General features: G+C 72.8%; 14 protein-coding genes. 8 read left to right on the top strand and 6 right to left on the bottom strand.

Features of this window, described 5'->3' with window-relative positions:
• Positions 1 to 29 precede the first annotated feature (29 nt).
• Positions 30 to 1,691 (bottom strand): protein kinase domain-containing protein, encoded by a 1,662-nt coding sequence (locus WME90_RS20245; RefSeq protein WP_437282805.1) that lies wholly within the window; start codon positions 1,689 to 1,691, stop codon positions 30 to 32.
• A gap of 316 nt (positions 1,692 to 2,007) precedes the next feature.
• Here WME90_RS20245 and WME90_RS20240 point away from each other — a divergent pair, with 316 nt between their 5' ends.
• Positions 2,008 to 2,823: an SDR family NAD(P)-dependent oxidoreductase gene (locus WME90_RS20240; protein WP_437282804.1), complete on the top strand. Its 816-nt coding sequence runs from the start codon at positions 2,008 to 2,010 to the stop codon at positions 2,821 to 2,823.
• A 36-nt stretch (positions 2,824 to 2,859) separates the two neighbouring features.
• Here WME90_RS20240 and WME90_RS20235 read toward each other — a convergent pair whose 3' ends face one another.
• On the bottom strand, positions 2,860 to 5,262 hold the full coding sequence (locus WME90_RS20235; RefSeq protein WP_437282803.1) for a DEAD/DEAH box helicase: 2,403 nt from the start codon (positions 5,260 to 5,262) through the stop codon (positions 2,860 to 2,862).
• Positions 5,263 to 5,922: 660 nt separating this feature from the next.
• Here WME90_RS20235 and WME90_RS20230 point away from each other — a divergent pair.
• The 5 genes from WME90_RS20230 (at position 5,923) to WME90_RS20210 (ending at position 9,475) form a co-directional block, all read left to right on the top strand.
• Complete coding sequence (locus WME90_RS20230) at positions 5,923 to 6,276, top strand: DUF4398 domain-containing protein (RefSeq protein ID WP_437282802.1); 354 nt, start codon at positions 5,923 to 5,925, stop codon at positions 6,274 to 6,276.
• Positions 6,277 to 6,300: 24 nt separating this feature from the next.
• Positions 6,301 to 6,768, top strand: a complete 468-nt coding sequence (locus tag WME90_RS20225) for a DUF4398 domain-containing protein (protein WP_437282801.1) — start codon at positions 6,301 to 6,303, stop codon at positions 6,766 to 6,768.
• A 124-nt stretch (positions 6,769 to 6,892) separates the two neighbouring features.
• Entirely contained in the window at positions 6,893 to 7,573 is a 681-nt protein-coding gene (lspA, locus tag WME90_RS20220) for a signal peptidase II (protein ID WP_437282800.1), read from the top strand.
• 283 nt (positions 7,574 to 7,856) lie between these two features.
• Positions 7,857 to 8,534 carry a signal peptidase II gene (gene lspA, locus WME90_RS20215; RefSeq protein ID WP_437282799.1) on the top strand — a complete coding sequence of 226 codons (678 nt, stop codon included), beginning with the start codon at positions 7,857 to 7,859 and terminating at the stop codon, positions 8,532 to 8,534.
• A gap of 2 nt (positions 8,535 to 8,536) precedes the next feature.
• A complete protein-coding gene (locus WME90_RS20210; RefSeq protein WP_437282798.1) occupies positions 8,537 to 9,475 on the top strand; it encodes a prolipoprotein diacylglyceryl transferase in 939 nt (312 codons plus the stop codon).
• A gap of 235 nt (positions 9,476 to 9,710) precedes the next feature.
• Here WME90_RS20210 and tatC read toward each other — a convergent pair whose 3' ends face one another.
• The 3 genes from tatC to rlmN are packed head-to-tail and all read right to left on the bottom strand — an operon-like array spanning position 9,711 to position 12,648.
• A complete protein-coding gene (gene tatC, locus WME90_RS20205) occupies positions 9,711 to 10,601 on the bottom strand; it encodes a twin-arginine translocase subunit TatC (RefSeq protein ID WP_437282797.1) in 891 nt (296 codons plus the stop codon).
• Entirely contained in the window at positions 10,598 to 11,362 is a 765-nt protein-coding gene (tatB, locus tag WME90_RS20200) for a Sec-independent protein translocase protein TatB (RefSeq protein WP_437282796.1), read from the bottom strand. The genes tatC and tatB overlap by 4 nt, the downstream gene beginning before the upstream one ends.
• Before the next feature lie 44 nt (positions 11,363 to 11,406).
• Positions 11,407 to 12,648 (bottom strand): 23S rRNA (adenine(2503)-C(2))-methyltransferase RlmN, encoded by a 1,242-nt coding sequence (gene rlmN / locus WME90_RS20195; RefSeq protein WP_437282795.1) that lies wholly within the window; start codon positions 12,646 to 12,648, stop codon positions 11,407 to 11,409.
• Between the two features lie 51 nt (positions 12,649 to 12,699).
• Between rlmN and WME90_RS20190 the strand changes: the two genes are divergently transcribed.
• Together WME90_RS20190 and WME90_RS20185 are read left to right on the top strand one after the other, a co-directional pair.
• On the top strand, positions 12,700 to 14,022 hold the full coding sequence (locus WME90_RS20190; protein ID WP_437282794.1) for an OmpP1/FadL family transporter: 1,323 nt from the start codon (positions 12,700 to 12,702) through the stop codon (positions 14,020 to 14,022).
• Entirely contained in the window at positions 14,022 to 15,392 is a 1,371-nt protein-coding gene (locus WME90_RS20185; RefSeq protein ID WP_437282793.1) for an OmpP1/FadL family transporter, read from the top strand. Before WME90_RS20190 ends, WME90_RS20185 begins: the two co-directional genes overlap by 1 nt.
• A gap of 5 nt (positions 15,393 to 15,397) precedes the next feature.
• On the opposite strand, the gene WME90_RS20180 is transcribed toward WME90_RS20185, so the two are convergent.
• Positions 15,398 to 15,970 carry a hypothetical protein gene (locus WME90_RS20180; RefSeq protein ID WP_437282792.1) on the bottom strand — a complete coding sequence of 191 codons (573 nt, stop codon included), beginning with the start codon at positions 15,968 to 15,970 and terminating at the stop codon, positions 15,398 to 15,400.
• Positions 15,971 to 16,370 lie beyond the last annotated feature (400 nt).

Below are 16,370 nucleotides of genomic sequence, written 5' to 3'. Positions count from 1 at the left end.
CGGGTCGAGCGCCGCAAGCGAGGGGAGGCTCACGGGGCGCCAGCGGCCGGCGCGGCGCCCGCGGTGGAGCCGGTGGCCGGCGCGGCGCCTTCGGTAGCGCCGGCGGCCGGCGTGGCGCCTTCGGTAGCGCCGGCGGCCGGCGTGGCGCCTTCGGTGGCGCCGGTGGCCGTCGCGGCGCCCGCGGCCGGCACGGCGCCCGCGGCGGGGCTCGCAGGGGAAGCCGCTCGTCGCAGCGGCAACAGCGCGGCATGCACCGCGGCGGCGATCTGCGGGTGCACCGCACGAGCGGCGCGCTGCGCTGCTGCGGAGGGAGCCACGCTCGGTCCGCCGCCGACGCGCACGCTGGCGACCGCGATTCCGGCGAGCGCGACGCAGGCGATCGCCCCCGCGAGCAGGCGCTGCCGCGTCGCCCCGGTGGGCGGCAGGACCGCGCCCGGCGCCGACGACGGCGGCCGCACCTCGTCCCGCGACCTCGGCGCCAAGGAGACCGCCCCCCTATGGCCCGACGCGAGGAGCGGATCGAGCGAGCTCTCCTCGCCGGACACCGGCGCCACCGCGTGGAACCCGCCGCTCAGCGGGGCGCTCGACGGCGCCGGGAGCGCCGCGTCCACGCCGTCGCGCGCATCGAGCGTCTCGCCCTCGGCGCCCAGCACCTGCTCGCCGCCGAGCCCCTGCGACGCTGCGCCGGGGCGCCGCGTCGCGCGCAGGGTGAAGGGGCTGTCCGCGTCGGCGCGCGTCAGCTCCCCGCCTTCCAGGTCGTCGTCGTCCTCGGGGAGCTCGGGCGTGTGGGGGCCCGGCGGCCGCGACTCCGGCGACTCCTTCAGCGCCGCGCTCACGAGCGCCCCGAGGTCCTCCGGCGTGCCGATCTCGTGGCCTGCCTCGCGCAGCGCGCCGATCGCCTCCAGCATCGCGCGCGCGTCGGGGAACCGGTCGTCCCGGCGCGGCGCGAGCGCGCGCGCGAGGATCGCCTCCAGCGCGGGGCTCACCTCGGGGCGCAGCTCGCTCGCTCGCAGCATCTGCCCCTCGCGCGCCGCCGCCATCCGCGTGGTGGCGCTGCTGCCGGCGAAGGGCCGCGTCCCGGTGAGCATCTGGAAGAGGACCACCCCGAGGGCGAACAGATCGGCGCGCGCGTCGACGCGCTCCCCATCGAACTGCTCGGGCGGCATGTAGCTCGGCTTCCCGACGAGATCGCGCCTGGCGGCGTTCCCCACGTCGCCCCGCGTGGCGATCGCCACGCCGAAGTCCGCGATCTTCACCGCGCCGTCCAGCGAGATGAGCACGTTTCCAGGGCTCACGTCGCGGTGCACCATCAGCCGCCCCTCGGCGGCCGAGCGCTCGTGCGCATAACCCAGCCCCTCGAGCACCTGGGCGGCGACGAAGAGCGCGACCGGCACCGGAACGGACTCCCCGCGTGCCCAGAGCCCCTTGCAGAGGCGCCCGAGATCCGTTCCGGACACGAGCTCGAGCACAAGGTAGAAGTCGCCCGCCTCGTCGACGCCGAAGTCGAGCACCTCATCGATGTTGGGGTGCTTGAGGCGCGTCATCATGCTCGCCTCGGCGATGAAGAGCTGCTTGAGATCGTCGCTGCCGGCGTGCATCGGGACGATTCGCTTGATGGCGACCGGGACCTCCTCGCCTTCCGGCCCCAGCGCCGCCGCGCGAAACACCTCGCCCATCCCGCCGCGCGCCACCCGCGGCCCGATGGCGTAACGCCCCAGAACAACTCCCCTCGATGGCGCGCTCTCCACGGTGCCCCGACTCTAGATGGCACCGAGGGGCGGGGTAAAGAGGCGACAGCGCTCCATCTTCCAGAGACGCTGCGGTCGATTGCACAAATCGACTCGTGGTGTTCCCCTCTGCACGAAACATTGCTGTCACGATCGCCGCGAGCGGCGGCGAAACGTCCACGACGAGCGCCCATCGCACACGTGGCCCGGGTGCTCCTGGAGGTAGAGCCAGGTGGATGTCGCTGGATCTGCGTGCGTCTGGTACAAGTCCGCTCAGGACATGATGCACGCTGCTTCGAACCATCCCGCGCCGGTCGTATTCATCACGGGCGCTTCCGCTGGATTTGGCGCCGCCATCGCCCGCCGCTTCGCCGGCCTGGGCGCCCGGCTCGTCCTCGCGGCGCGCCGCTACGAGCGCCTGGAGGCGCTCGCCGCCGAGCTCACGGGCGGAGCGGGCTCATCGAGCGACGACGGGCGGCCGCGGGCTGCAGCGGTCCACCTCGTCCGGCTGGACGTCCGCGATCGGGCCGCGGTGGACCGGGCGATCGCGGAGCTCCCGGCGGAGCTCTCGGAGGTGTCGGTGCTCGTCAACAACGCGGGCGGCGCGATCGGCCTGTCGCCGGCGCACACGGCGGATCCCGACGACTGGGAGCAGATGGTCGACACAAACATCAAGGGGCTGCTCCACTGCACCCGGGCGCTTTTGCCCGGCATGGTGGCGCGCGACCGGGGGCACGTCATCAACATCGGCTCCGTGGCGGCCGAGACGCCGTATGCGGGGAGCAACGTGTACGGCGCGTGCAAGGCGTTCGTGGCGCAGTTCTCGCTGAACCTGCGCGCGGACCTCCTGGGCAGCCGGGTGCGCGTCACCGACATCGAGCCCGGCCTCGCCGAGACGGAGTTCTCGCTGGTGCGCTTCAAGGGCGACCGGGACAGGGCCGCCGCCGTGTACCAGGGGGTGAAGCCGCTCTCGGCCGAGGACGTGGCCGAGGCCGTCGTCTGGTGCGCGACGCTCCCGGAGCACGTCAACGTGAACCGGCTGGAGCTGATGCCCGTCATGCAGGCGTTCGCCGGCTTCGCGGTCAGAAGGAGCTAGAGCGGGTGACCGCCGCTCGGCGGCGTGATTCAGAGCTCACGCCTGGTGGAGCAAGATCGCGAGGAGCCCGAGCGACGCCCGCTTGCGCTTCGCGTCGATGGTCTCGGTCGCGCCGACGCAGAGCGGACAGCCGGCCTCGTCGCAGCCGCACCCCGCGATGAGCTGCCGCGTGCGCGCGAGCAGCTCGTCGCGCTGCTCGTAGATGCGCTCGGCGAGCCCGACCCCGCCCGGCACGTTGTCGAAAAGGAACAGCGTCGGATCGAAGACCCCGGCCGCCTCTCCGCCGGCCGGGACCTCCCGCGCCTCGCTCCCGTCCTCGAGCGTCTGGCCGATGTCGCGCGGATCGCACATGAGCGAGAGCGTCGCGACCGTCTCGAGCGCCCGCGCGATCCCGCGCAGCCCGTCGATGGCCGTCGCGCGGCCGAGGCCGAGCTCCTCGCAGAGCGGCTCGGGCACGGTGAGCCAGAACGAGGTCGTGTGCATCTGGATGTCGGGCAACCGCACGTCGCCATACCCCGTGTTCTCGTGCGTGTAGAACTTGATCTTCTTGTACCCGACCACCTTCTCCACGATGCTCACCTCGCCGAAGGCGGCCGTCGCCCGGCCGAGCGGGGCGGCCGCGCTCTCGTCGAGGATGCTCACCTTCCGGTGGGTGAGCGCGGTCGTGAAATAGTCGGGGACGACCTTCGTCACGAAGGCCTTGTGGTTCTCGTAGTCGAGCCGCTCGACCTGGTACTGCTCGCCGTCGTGCTGGTAGATGGCCTGTTCGTGGAGCATCGTCGGCGCGGCGCGCCAGTCGAGCTCCGCGAGCGTCTTGCCATGGGCCTTGTCGATGATGACGAAGTTGTCCCAGCCCACCGAGCGCAGGCTCACGTGGTTCGCCGGGTAAGCGTCGGTCGCCCAGTGGAAGCGATCGTTCGACTCGTGGACGACGCCGTTGTCCTGCAGGAAGCGGAGCGCCGCCACGGTGTCGTCGGGCGGCATCGCGGCGTAGGGCTCCCCCTTGAGGAACGGCAGCTCGAACGCCGCGCACTTGAGGTGCTGCACCAGGATCTCGGTGTTCTGCGGATCGATCCGGGCCGACTCGGCCCCGCGCTCCAGCAGGTACGCCGGGTTCCTCGCGAGGTACTGGTCGAGCGCCGCGCTGGTGGCGCACAGGACCGCGATGCTCGTCTTGCCGCGCCGGCCCGCCCGGCCGAAGCGCTGCCACGTCTCCGCGACAGATCCGGGGTAGCCGGCGCAGATCACCGCGTCGAGCTCGCCGATGTCGATGCCGAGCTCGAGCGCGTTCGTGGCCACGACGCACAGGATCTCGCCCTCGCGCAGCCCCCGCTCGACACGCCGGCGCGTCTCCGGGAGGTAGCCGCCCCGGTACGCCATGATCGCGTCCTCCGCCCCGATCTCCTTGCCGACGCCCTCGCGCAGGTACTTCAGCATGATCTCGACCGAGTTGCGCGACTGGCCGAACACAAGCGTCGGCACGCGGGCGCGGGCGAGATCCCCGGCCAGGCGCACCGCGCTCTTCAGGGTGCTGGCGCGCACCCCGAGCTCCGCGTTCACCACCGGCGGGTTGTACAAAAAGAAGCGCCGCGGCCCGCGCGGGGCGCCTGACTCGTCGATGAGCTCGAGCTCGTCCTCGGCGACGCCGAGCAGGCGCGCGGCGTGCGCCCGCGGGTTGCCGATCGTCGCCGTCGCGCAGAGGAAGGTCGGGCTCGACCCGTGGAACGCGGCGACCCGGCGCAGCCGGGCGAGGACGTGGGCGACGTGCGACCCGAACACGCCGCGGTAGGTGTGGAGCTCGTCCAGCACGACGTAGCGCAGGCGCTGGAACGTCCGCGCCCAGTGCGCGTGGTGCGGCAGGATCCCCGCGTGGAGCATGTCGGGGTTGGTCATCACGATGGGGCTGCGCTCGCGCGCCGCCCGCCGGGCGTCGCCCGGCGTGTCGCCGTCGTAGACGATCGCCGGGATCGAGAGCCCGGCCTCGCGGATGAGCGCGTGCAGGCCGGCCTCCTGGTCCCGGGCGAGCGCCTTGGTCGGGTACAGGTAGATCGCGCTGCCGCCCTGGCCCGACGCGGCGCCCTCGGCGAGCGCGTCGAGCACCGGGAGATGGAAGCAGAGGCTCTTGCCGCTGGCGGTGGGCGTCGCGACGACGACGTGCCGCCCGGCCCGCGCCGGCTCCGCCGCGGCGCTCGGGATCGTGGGCGCCGCGCGGGCGGCCGCGAAGGCCCGCGCCTGGTGGTCGTAGAGCCGGGAGATGCCGCGCCGCTCCAGGGCGCCGCGGAGCGCCGGCGAGAGCGCGTCGGGCATCGGCGAGGTGCGCGCGTCGGCCGGCGGCAGCTCGCGATCCGCGGTGAAACAAGGGCGGACGTAGCCGGAGGCAAGCCACGACGAGATGACGGTCTCGACGCCGGTCTCGATCTTCCAGGGGGGCGACGGCATGACGCAGGCATACTAAACAGATGCGCCGTGTCGCTCAACCGGATCGGGCTCGAGGAGCACATCGTGTGGATCTTCGATGATCCATGCGTTCGGGATCGCGGCAGGCAGCCCGAGCCCGCCGGCGAGGGGAGGGCGGCACGCGGGTGAGGGGGCAGCACGCCGGTGAGGGAAGGGCGGTACGTGGGCGAAGGGCCGGCGCGGCAGGCGTGGCGGATCGGCGCGGCAGGCGGGCGTGGCGGACCGGCGCGGAACGCGGTCGCTGCGCGCCGCCGCGGCAGGCGGGCGTACAGCGAAGAGAGGGCCTCTCCCGTCCTCGAACGAGATCCGGTGTCTGGGGCTCTCCTGTGGTCCAGTCGCTGCTCGCGCCGCACACGGGCGCTCCGGCGAATGGCTCGTTTGCGCGCAACGGATGGGAAGCGCGGATACGGCGCGTGAGGTGCGGTCTCAGTGTCGTCGTGATGCCTCCTGCACCGACGGACGCAGGGCGGCGCCGCTCGCGGGCGCGCTCAGGCGCCGCCCCGGGGCCGTAAGACCTGGTGTGCTGGTTGCCTGAGGACGAGCCGATCGACGACGGAGATCCGGAGTCGGTGATCCCATCCGCTCTTTGACCCGCCTCCTCCGGGCGACCTCTCGCCCGGGGCTGGCAACGAGGTGTCGCACATGAGAAACGCAGTGTTCTTGGCGCTCGTCGGAGCGTCGGTGGCGGGGTGCGCCGCGCACGCTCCGAGCTTCGGCGAGCGTCTCGGCGCGTCGGAGGCGATGATCCGGGCTGCCGAGGAGGACGGAGCCGACGAGGACCCGCGGGCGGAAGCCCACCTCCGCCTCGCCCGGGAGCAGGTGCAGCGAGCGACGCGGCTGTCGGCCGACGGCGTGCCCGACCGGGCGCGGCGTATGCTCCTGCGCGCGCAGGCGGACGCGGAGCTCGCGCTCGCCCTCGCGCGCGAGGCGCGGGCCCAGGCCCGCACGCACGAGGCGCTCGAGGGGGTCGAATCCATCCATCGGCAGATCCGCTAGGGCTCGCGGAGGAGGCGCGGAATCATGCGAACCAATCACGGGACGGTGACCATTCTGCTCGTCGGCGGTCTCCTGGGGTGCGCGAGCGCTCCGCTCCCGCCGAAGGAGCTCATCGAGGCAAGGAAGAGCTACGAGCGCGCCCGGACGAGCGCCGCGGCAGAGCTCGCGCCCGCCGATCTGCGCGGCGCCGGCGAGGCGATGGAGCGCGCGGAGCGCGCGTTCGCCGGGGGGAACGAGCTCGCCGAGGCGAGGGATCTCGCGTACCTCGCGGGGCGCCGGGCGCAGCTGGCCGAGTCGCTGGGGCGCACGGCGGCCACGGAGCGGCAGCGCGGCGCGGCCCTCCAGGCATACGGCGAGGTGCACCTCGCGCTGCGAAGGAAGGGGGCTCCGGCGGTCGATCCGGAAGCTCCGGCCGATCCTCCCGGACGGGAGAAGGCGCCGGTGCGGTCGCGCGCCCCGGAGCGCCCGCTGGTGATCCTGAACCGGAGGTGAACCGGCGCGGCGTTCGGCGGCGGAGGCGCGGGCGACGGTGGAAAGCGGAAGAGGCGGAAGAGGGGGCGTCGCACCGCCCCAGGCCGTTTGCTCCGCGCCGCGCCATCGCGTAGAAGCGAAGACGATGTCCCCGGACGCACCGCAAGGGTCGCCCGCCGCGCACCTTCCCGACGACCTCCCCAGCGAGCAGCGCGCCTCGCTCGGCTTCTTGGCCGTCGTGGCGCTCGTCTCGTGCGCCGCCGACCTGGCGACGAAGGGGTGGGCGCACGCGCGCCTCGCCGGGTTCGACCCGAAGCGATCGGGCGCGAAGGTCGTCACGATCATCCCGGACCACCTGGATTTCATCTTCGCGCAGAACCCCGGCGGCGCCTGGAGCTTCTTGCGCGGGCTCCCGGACGGCCTGCGGCGGCCGTTCTTCCTGTTCGTCTCCGCCGCGGCGATGGTCTTCATCTTCTCGATCTACCGGCGCGTCCACAGGGACCAGACCGGGATGAAGTGGGGGCTCGCGCTGGCGCTCGGCGGCGCGATGGGCAACCTGGTCGACCGGATCCGCTACGGCTGGGTCATCGACTTCATCGACATGTATGTGATCCGCGGCGGTCGGGAGTTTCACTGGCCGACGTTCAACGTGGCGGACATCGCGATCGTCGCGGGGGTCATCCTGATGTCCAAGGACATGATCACCGCCACCCGAACGGCAAACGCGCCGTCTCCAGACGCTCGCGGCGCCTCGGAGGGCCCGCCAGGCGACCCCGCCCCTCCGTTATCGACGGAGGCCCCTCCGCCTGTACCGCCGGCCAGCTGAGCGACGCGAGCGGGCGGCTCGACCGGAGCAGAAGGCGCGCGGCTCGGCCGGTGCAGAAGGCGCGGTGTACGGCGCGGGCCGGGCGAGACGCGCAATCGGTGCAAGACGCGCAAGGCGCGCAAGACGTGAAAGACGCTCGAGGCGGCGCCTGCGGCGGGAAGCCTTTGCCGGAGCGCTCGGTTTGTCGTACAGGAACGCGCTCCGCATGACTGAAGACGCGACGCCGCGAGACGCTGCCGTTGAGACCGAAGGTGCCGATGCGGAGTCGCATCGCTCCGCCCCCGTGAACGCGCCGGCAGGCGAGCCGCTGGCCGCCGGCGAGCGCGACCACGACGGGCGCGGCGCCTCGCAGGAGGGGGACGCCGACGACGTGGTCGCGCCGGCCAAGCCGGTCTACCGCCCGTCGTACGTGTTCCTGCTCGCCGTCTCGGCCGTCACGCTGGCCGCCGATCTCGGCACGAAGTGGTGGGCGAAGGACCGGTTGGAGCCGCAGGCGCTCACGGATCTCGCCACCGCGCCGCGGCCGCTCGCGTTCCGGAAGATCGAGGTGATCAAGGATCACCTGAACCTGATCTTCGCGAAGAACCACGGCGGGGCGTGGGGCATCCTGGGCGACGAGAGCGAGGCGATCCGCCGCCCGTTCTTCCTGCTGGTCTCGCTCGCCGCGATCGCCTTCATCGTCTCGCTGTACCGCAAGCTCCACCCCTCCCAGGTCGCGCTCCGGTGGGGGCTGCCGCTCGTGCTCGGCGGCGCGCTCGGGAACCTCGTCGACCGGATCCGCTACGGGTACGTCATCGACTTCATCCAGGTCCGGATCACCTCGACGTTCGTGTGGCCGACGTTCAACGTGGCCGACATCGCGATCGTCGTGGGCGTCGGGCTGATGGCGATCGACATGTTCTCCCCCCACCGCCCCGAGCTCGCCAGGAAGGCGCCCGGCGCGAAGGCGTCCGCGGGCTGATCATGCGGCCCGAGCTGTTCCGCCTGCTCGACGTCGCGTTCCCCGCCTACTTCCTGCTGCTGCTGACAGGCTTCCTCTTCGCGACGGCGATCGGCGCGCTGTGGGCGCGGCGGATCGGCGAGGACCCGGACGTTGTCGTGGACCTGGGGCTCGCCTGCCTGCTCGCAGGCGTCGTCGGCGGCAGGCTCCTGCACGTCGTCGCCGACGGGTACTTCTGGGATTACGTGCACCTCTGCACCGACCCGTCGCAGGTCGACTGGAAGGTCGAGCAGGCGCTCTGCGCGTCGCGGTACCACGGCGTCTGGGACGCCGCGAAGGGCGTCTGCCACCCGACCGAGAGCGACTGCCTGGCGTGGGCGAAGTTCTGGGCCGGCGGCCTGACGTACTACGGCGGCTTCCTCGGCGCGTCGGCGATGGCGTTCTGGCTGCTCAAGCGCGATCGGTTCCCGTTCTGGAAGGCGGCGGACATGGCGGGCTTCGCCGTCCCGCTGGGCCTCGGGTTCGGCCGGATGGGGTGCCTGCTCGCCGGCTGCTGCTTCGGCCTGCGGACCGAGGGGGCGTTCGGGCTCTCGTTCCCGCCGAGCAGCCCCGCGAGCGAGGCGCAGTTCAAGCTGCACGAGCTCACGAGCCCGCGCCTGCCGTCGCACCCGGTGCACCCGACGCAGATCTACGAGTCGGCCATGTCGTTCGCCATCGCGGCGATCTGCATGCTCTACGTTCACGGGCGGAAGCGATACGACGGGCAGGTCTTCGCGACGTTCCTCGGCCTCTACGCGCTCGGGCGCTTCGTGCTCGAGTTCGCGCGCGCCGACGATCGGGGGGGCCTCATCGGCATGTCCACGTCGCAGCTCATCGGGCTCGCGATGGCCGGCGCTGCGATCGCGATCCACGTGGCGCGGAGCCGGAAGGCAGCGCCCGCGGCAGCCGCGCCCGCCGCCTGATCTGCGCCGCCGCCCAGGATGGCGCGCGGAGGAGGCAGCGCAGCGGTCTGCTATGCGCTGCGTCGCCGCCGGGTACTGGTCAAATTTGAACGGGGAGGCGGGAAGGCGGGGAGAAAACCTCAGTAACGCCCCGTCTCCCTGTGATCTTTCTCGGGCAAAGTTGACCACCGCCCGCCGCCGAGGGCTGCGCGTGGAGGAGGCGGCGCAGGCGGCGCGAGCTGGGCCGCGCCGCCCGTCAGCCCTTGGAGACTTCCTTTTCCTTGCGTGACTTGTACGCCGCGCGCTGGGCGTCCGTCGGCGGCTTGCCGAAGACGTACGCGAGGCCGATCGAGAGCACGTAGAGCAGGCACATCGGCACGGCCATGACGAGCTGGCTCGTGATGTCCGGCGGCGTCAGGACGGCGGCCACCACGAAGGCGGCGAACACGAACCAGCGGCCGAACATGATCAGCTGGAGGTAGTTGACGATGCCGGCGATGGAGAGAAAGAGCACGATGAGCGGGATCTCGAAGATGATCCCGAAGCCGAGCAGGAGCTGGGCGACGAAGTCGAGGTAGTCGCCCATCATCACGGTCGGCGTGATCGTCACCCCGTCGCCGCCGACCGTGCCGGCCAGGCTGAGGAAGTAGCCGAACGAGATCGGGAAGGCCGCGCGCCAGCCGAACAGGCCGCCGCCGACGAACAGGATCGTCGAGAACAGGACGAACGGGATGACGTAGCGCTTCTCGCGGGAATAGAGGCCGGGCGCGATGAACGCCCACAGCTGGTAGAAGATGATCGGCGAGGCCATCGCCGCGCCGCCGATCATCGACAGCTTGAAGTAGGCGACGAACGCGGCCGCGGGCGCGCCGAAGTGGAGCGAGGGGTTGCCCGGCAGGTTCTGCTCCCGCCACGCCTGCACGAACGGGATGGTCAGGTAGTGCAACAGCTCCTCGCGCACCTCCCACCCCACGATGCACGCCAAGAAGAAGGCAAGGATGCTCCGGACGAGCCGCTTGCGAAGCTCGTCGAGGTGCTCCCAGAACGACATCGGCTTGTCTTCGCCGGCGTCCTCCGCGGCGTCGCTGGACGCGCCGGTCGCCTCGGGGGAGCCGTTCTTCACCGCCGCCGCCTGCTCCTGGCTCATGACGCTGCTCCGTTCCCGGTCGCCACACCCTGCGCCGCCGCGACGGTCTCTCCCGCCACGATCCCTGTCGCCGCCGCGGACCCCGCGCTGGCCCCGCCAGCCGTGGCGTCCGCGCCGGCCACGCTAGCCGTGCTTTCCGCGCCGGCCACGCTAGCCGTGGCATCCGCGCCGGCCCCGCCAGCCGTGGCGTCCGCGCCGGCCCCGCCAGCCGTGGCGTCCGCGCCGGCCCCGCCAGCCGTGGCGTCCGCGCCGGCCCCGCCAGCCGTGGTTTCCACGCTGGTCGCGTCCGCCGCGTTCGTGGTCTCCGCGGTCTCCGCGGGGGGCGCGTTCTCCGGTGCGGCTGGCAGGGCGGGCGCGCCCTCCAGCTCCGCTCCATAGGCGTCGCAGCCGAGGACGGGGTACTCGCGCTCGCGGAGCGGCTGCACGTCCGGCGGCGGGGGCGGCTCGGGCTCCGGCGGCCTCACGCGAGGCGTGGAAGACATGACCGTACCGGCGGTCACGGCGCCCATGACGGGCTGCACCAGCGTCTCGATCACGTTGACCCGCGACAGGGCGCGCAGCTCGCGGAGCTCACGCTCGAGCCCCTCCTGGCGGATGAGATCGTCGATGCCGCTCTGCGTCCGGAGGTCCGTGGTCATGCGGCGGAGCTTGGCGACCCAGCTCCCTGCCGTTCGCATCATCGCGGGCAATCGCCGGGGACCGACCACGATGATGCCCACGATGGCGAGCACCATGATTTCGCCGAAGCTGAAGCCGAACACGCGCGCAAGCTAGCGCGCGCGGGAGCAGGGATCCATAGCGACGCTCACCCTGGCCCAGGCGGCGCGCTCGGCCCGACATCGGCCGCACCCGCTGTCGCCCCGGCGCGGGGCGACGCCCGGCGGCCGCCCGGCCGCTGCGCCTCCGCCGAAGGCCGCGCCAGCTGCCCGCACGCCGCGCCGACGTCGCCGCCGCCGGAGTAGCGCACGATCGAGCCGACCCCGGCGGCGGAGAGGACCGCGCGGAACGCGTCGAGCCGCGCCGAGCGCACGAACGGATCGGCTGACGCGCCGCGCTCGTCGTCGCCGCCGGGCGAGGGCAGGGGAGCGTCGGCCGCGCCGATCGCGTTGTAAGGAATGAGGCTGAGCCGGGGAGAGATGCCGTGCTGCGCCGCGAAGCCGCGGACGAGCGCGGCCAGGCACGCTGCGTCCTCGTCGGCGTCGTTCCGATCCGCGAGGAGGGTGTATGCCCACATGGGCGCGTGCCCGGTCGCGCGCGCGTGCTCGCCGACGGCGGCGAGGACCTCCTCGAGCGGGTGTGCGCCGTCGATCGGCATGAGCTGGCGCCGCTTGCCGGGGCGCACCGAGCCGAGCGACAGGCCGAGACGGACCGCGGGGACCTCGGCCGCGAGCCGCCGGATACCGGACGGGAGCCCCGCCGTGCAGACCGTGATGTTGCGCATGTCGATGGCCTGCGCGCTCGGCTCGGAGAGCACCCGGATCGCCTGGATGACCCGATCGGCGTTGGCGAGCGGCTCGCCCATGCCCTGGAACAGCACGCCGTGGACGCGCGCCCCGCCGCCCACGGTGGCGCCGAGATCGCGCCGGATGAGCCGCACCTGCTCGACGATCTCCCAGGCCTCCAGGTTGCGCGTGAGGCCCATGCGCCCGGTGGCGCAGAAGGCGCACGCGAGCGCGCAGCCGACCTGCGAGCTCACGCACGCCGAGTAACGGCCCGGCCTCTCGAGCGGGATGCGCACCGACTCGACCGTCGCGCCGTCCTCGAGGCGGAAGGCGTACTTCACGAACGGATCCTCGGCGCTGGCGCGGCGCTCGACGAGCGCGAGCGTCCTGATCTCGCCCGCCGAGCGTGCCGCCTCGAGCGCGGCGCGCCGTACGGTCGCGGGCGCGCGGGCAGGCAGCTCGCCGAGGCGGTGCGCCAGGGAGACGATGCGGCGCGCGTCGGTGAGGTCGATGCCGCACGCGCCGGCGAGCTCCTCGGGCAGCACGGCCTGGAGCGCGAGGCGGGGGCGGCGTTCGTCCGAGCTGCTTCGAGGGCTGAGATCCACGGCGGATACCGACTAGCGCGCCAGGGCGGCCCAGTCTACCGTCGCTCGCGCATGCTTCGCCGGATCCGCCGGAGGTGGCGCGGGTTCGCGCCGCTCTCGGCGGCGGGGCTCGCCCTCGCGCAGGCCGGCGCGGCGCAGGCGTCGCCGGAGGACGTGCTCGGCTTCGGCGCGCGCGCGAGCGCCATGGGCGCGACCGGCGCCGCGGTCGCGGAGGGCTACGAGGCCGTCCACGCGAACCCGGCGCTCCTGTCGCTGTCGCGCGAGCGCCGGCTCACGCTGGGGCTCGCGGGCGCGGTCTTCGATCTCCGCGCTGGCGACGGGAGGCTGTCGTACGCGCCGCTGCGCGGCAGCGTGATCGGCGCGACGGTGCCGATCCCGTTCGGCGGCTCGCTCGCGGATCGCGTGACGATCGGCCTCGGCTTCTTCGCGCCGTTCGACGTGGTGGTCCGCGGGCGGATCCTCTACCCGGAGACGCCGCAGTTCCCGGTGGCGGATCGCGTCCAATCGGTCGCGGTGCAGGCGGCGCTCGGCGCGCGGGTAGGCCGCGGCGTCCGGGTGGGCGCCGGGTTCGCCGCGCTGGCGGCGCTGTCCGGCGCGGTGACGGTCGCGACAGACGCCTCCGGCCGCGTGGGCACCCTCGTCGAGGACACGCTCGTCGCGAGCTACGGGCCGATCCTCGGCGCGAGCTACGACGTCGGCGCTTACCGCGTCGGGGCCACGTTCCGCGGCGCGCTCGTCGGGCGGTTCAACGTCGTCATCCACGCCGAGGATCTCGGGGGGATCGCCGTGCCGCCGCTCCACATCGCGGGGATCGCGCAGTACGATCCCGCGCAGATCGCGCTCGAGGTGGCGCGCGTGAAGGGCCCGTGGAAGGTGGCGATCGGCGCGACGTACAAGCGCTGGTCGGACTACCCCGGCGCGCTCGAGGCGACGGTGCGCTGCCCGGAGGTCGACCCCGAGACGGGCGAGCCGTTCGCCGGCTCGTGCGCGGCGCCGGCGGTCGAGGGCCCGGGGTACTCGGACACGGTCGTGCCGCGCGCCGGCGTGGAGCGCAGCCTCGCGCTGGGGCCGGGGGCCACGGCGCACGCGCGCGCCGGCGCGTTCTTCGAGCCGTCGCCCGCGCCCGAGCAGGCGGGCGCGTCGAACCTCTACGACAACGCGCGCGTCGCGCTCTCGCTCGGCTACGGGCTCGCCCTCGCCGCGCCGCTGCCTCGGCTCACGCTGGACCTGTTCGGCGAGATCCAGCTGCTCCTGCCGCGCGCGCACCGGAAGCAGGGGGAGGCGCCGGCGGGCGACGTGGAGCGCGGCGCCGGCGCCGTGCGCACGCGGGGGGTCCTCGTCGCGGGCGGGACGACGGTCGGGGTGGCGTTCTGATGCGCCGGCTCTCCTCTGGCGCGGCCGCGCTGCTCTCGCTGGTCGCCGCGGCGCCGGCGCGCGCGCGCGCGCCCGACGCGTACGGCTTCGGCTCGCGCGGCGCCTCGATGGGCGGCGCGCTCGTGGCGGACGCGACCGATTTCTCGGCGAGCTACTACAACCCGGCGGGCCTCGCCGGCGCGTCCGGCCTCGGCCTCTCGATCGGGTACGCCTACGCGTCGAACCGCCTGCGCACGAACGATCGCGACAGCGGCGTGCGCGACGTCCACGGGCTCGCGGGCGGCCTTGTCGCGCCCGGCGAGGTGCTCGGCGTGCCGTTCGCGCTCGGCCTGGCGGCGTTCCTCCCGGACGACGGGCTGTCGCGGATCGAGGCGATGCGCCAGGAGACGCCGCGCTGGGAGCTCTACGACGACCGGCTCTCGATCCTCTTCCTCGCCGCGTGCGTCGCGGTCCGCCCGCTCCCGTTCCTGGAGCTCGGCGGCGGCGTCGCGTTCCTGGCCTCGACGCGGGGCCGCTTTTCGGTCACGGGCCGCGCCGACGCGCTGTCGCCCTACGACTCGGCGCTCCGGCACGAGGTGGACGCCGATCTCACGTCGATCCGCGCCCCGCACCTCGGCGCCCGGGTGCGCGCCGGAGATCTCGGCTTCGTCGGCGTCGCCTACCGTGGGGAGGCGAAGCTCCCCCTCGCGATCGACGCGCGCCTGCAGGGGGTCGTCGACTTTGCGGGCATCGAGGTGCCGCTGCTGTACGAGCTCGAGTCGCGCACCGTCGACGCGTTCGTGCCGCGGCAGGTCGTGGTGGGGGCGAGCTTCCAGCGGATCCGCGGCCTGCGCGTGAACCTGGACCTGACGTGGGTGAACTGGTCGGCCTACGAGAGCCCGGTGGCGAGGACGCGGGCGCACCTCGAGGCGGCGCCTCCGCCGGAGGTGCCGATCGACCTGCCCGACGATCCGAGGCCGACGGCCGTGGTGCCGCTCCGGTTCGCCGATCGGGTCGTGCCGAGGCTGGGCGTCGAGTACGTCGTCCCGGCGGCGGGGGGTCTGCGCAAGGTGGCGGGGCAGGGCGAGCGCCGCGCGATCGAGATCCCGCTCCGCGCGGGCTACGTCTACGAGAGGTCCCCGGTGCCGCCGCAGGAGGGCGTGACGAACTATATCGACGCGGACCGGCACACGATGTCGCTGGGGGCGGGCGTCGTCCTGAACCGGCCGCTGGAGGAGCTGCCAGGGTCGCTCCGGATCGATCTGCACGGGCAGCTGTCGGTGCTGCCGGAGGTGGTGATCGAGAAGGACAACCCGGCGGATTTCGTGGGGGATTACCGGGCGGGCGGGACGATGCTGAACCTGGGGGCGACGGTGACGGCGGCGTTTTGACCCCGTCACGAGGACTCGAGCGAGAGAAGTCTGCGATGGAGGTACTCCATCGGGTCCTCACCCAGCGTGTCCACTTCATCCAGTATCCAATCGTGCCGAAAGAGGGTGCCCTCGGAATTCATGTAGAGCGTTGCTTCGACGTCGCTGCCGACGGGAATGAGCGGCTCGCCGTGGAAGCGTATGCGCGGCCATTCGGTGCCGTCCTCGAGCGTGGCGCTGTCCTTTGCCCATAGCGCGTGGTCCTGGGCCTCTCTCTCGAATGCGAGCAATTGGAATGCACCGAAGGACAGCGACGCGGCCCCCTCGCGCAGGGGACATAGGGGCCCTCCGAGCCGGAGCTCGAGCGCATGCACCATCGAGGTCGACGGCAGTCCATGGCGCGCGAGCAGCGCGTCGAGCTCCTCGACATGGCACGTGCGCCGCAGATCACGCCGAAACCCAAGTCGGATCAGTCGTGTCGTATCCTCATCTGGCAGACCTTCGACCCAAGGCGCTACGTGCTCGACGGCGCGCCCGCTCGGCCAGTCCGTCTCGCTGATCCGATACCCATCGATAGTGCAGACCGAGCGCGCCGCCACCGACGAAGCGGCCTACAATGACGACCGTCCCGCTGTCTCCGGGGAGCGTCGCCTGCGCGGCGCCCGTGGCCACGGTCCCGAAGCACGTGTCCGACAGCTCGAGCAGATAAGGGGACTCCACGGATCCTCCCTCGCCGAGCGAATGAAGAGCGCGCTCCCATGCGACAACGATCTCGGAGCAAGGAACGCCGCGCTCTTCGAGGAACCCGCGGAGCAGCGGCTCGTTCCACGAGCGGCTGAATTTGGCATGGTGCTGGATCCAGGAGAGGAGCGAAGAGGGGAATTCTTTTAGAGCACCGATCATGTTGGAGTCCCGAGGAAATCAACAGAAGGGAAGAGAAACCGCAAGGGCGCAAGGGGCGCAAGCGAAGGCAAGAAAATATCTCGTCTCTGGTCCCTT

It is taken from the genome of Sorangium sp. So ce375 (genome assembly GCF_051473855.1).
GTDB lineage: Bacteria > Myxococcota_A > Polyangia > Polyangiales > Polyangiaceae > Sorangium.
Note: the sequence above shows the minus strand (reverse complement) of the source record. Positions and strands in the feature narration are given on the sequence as shown.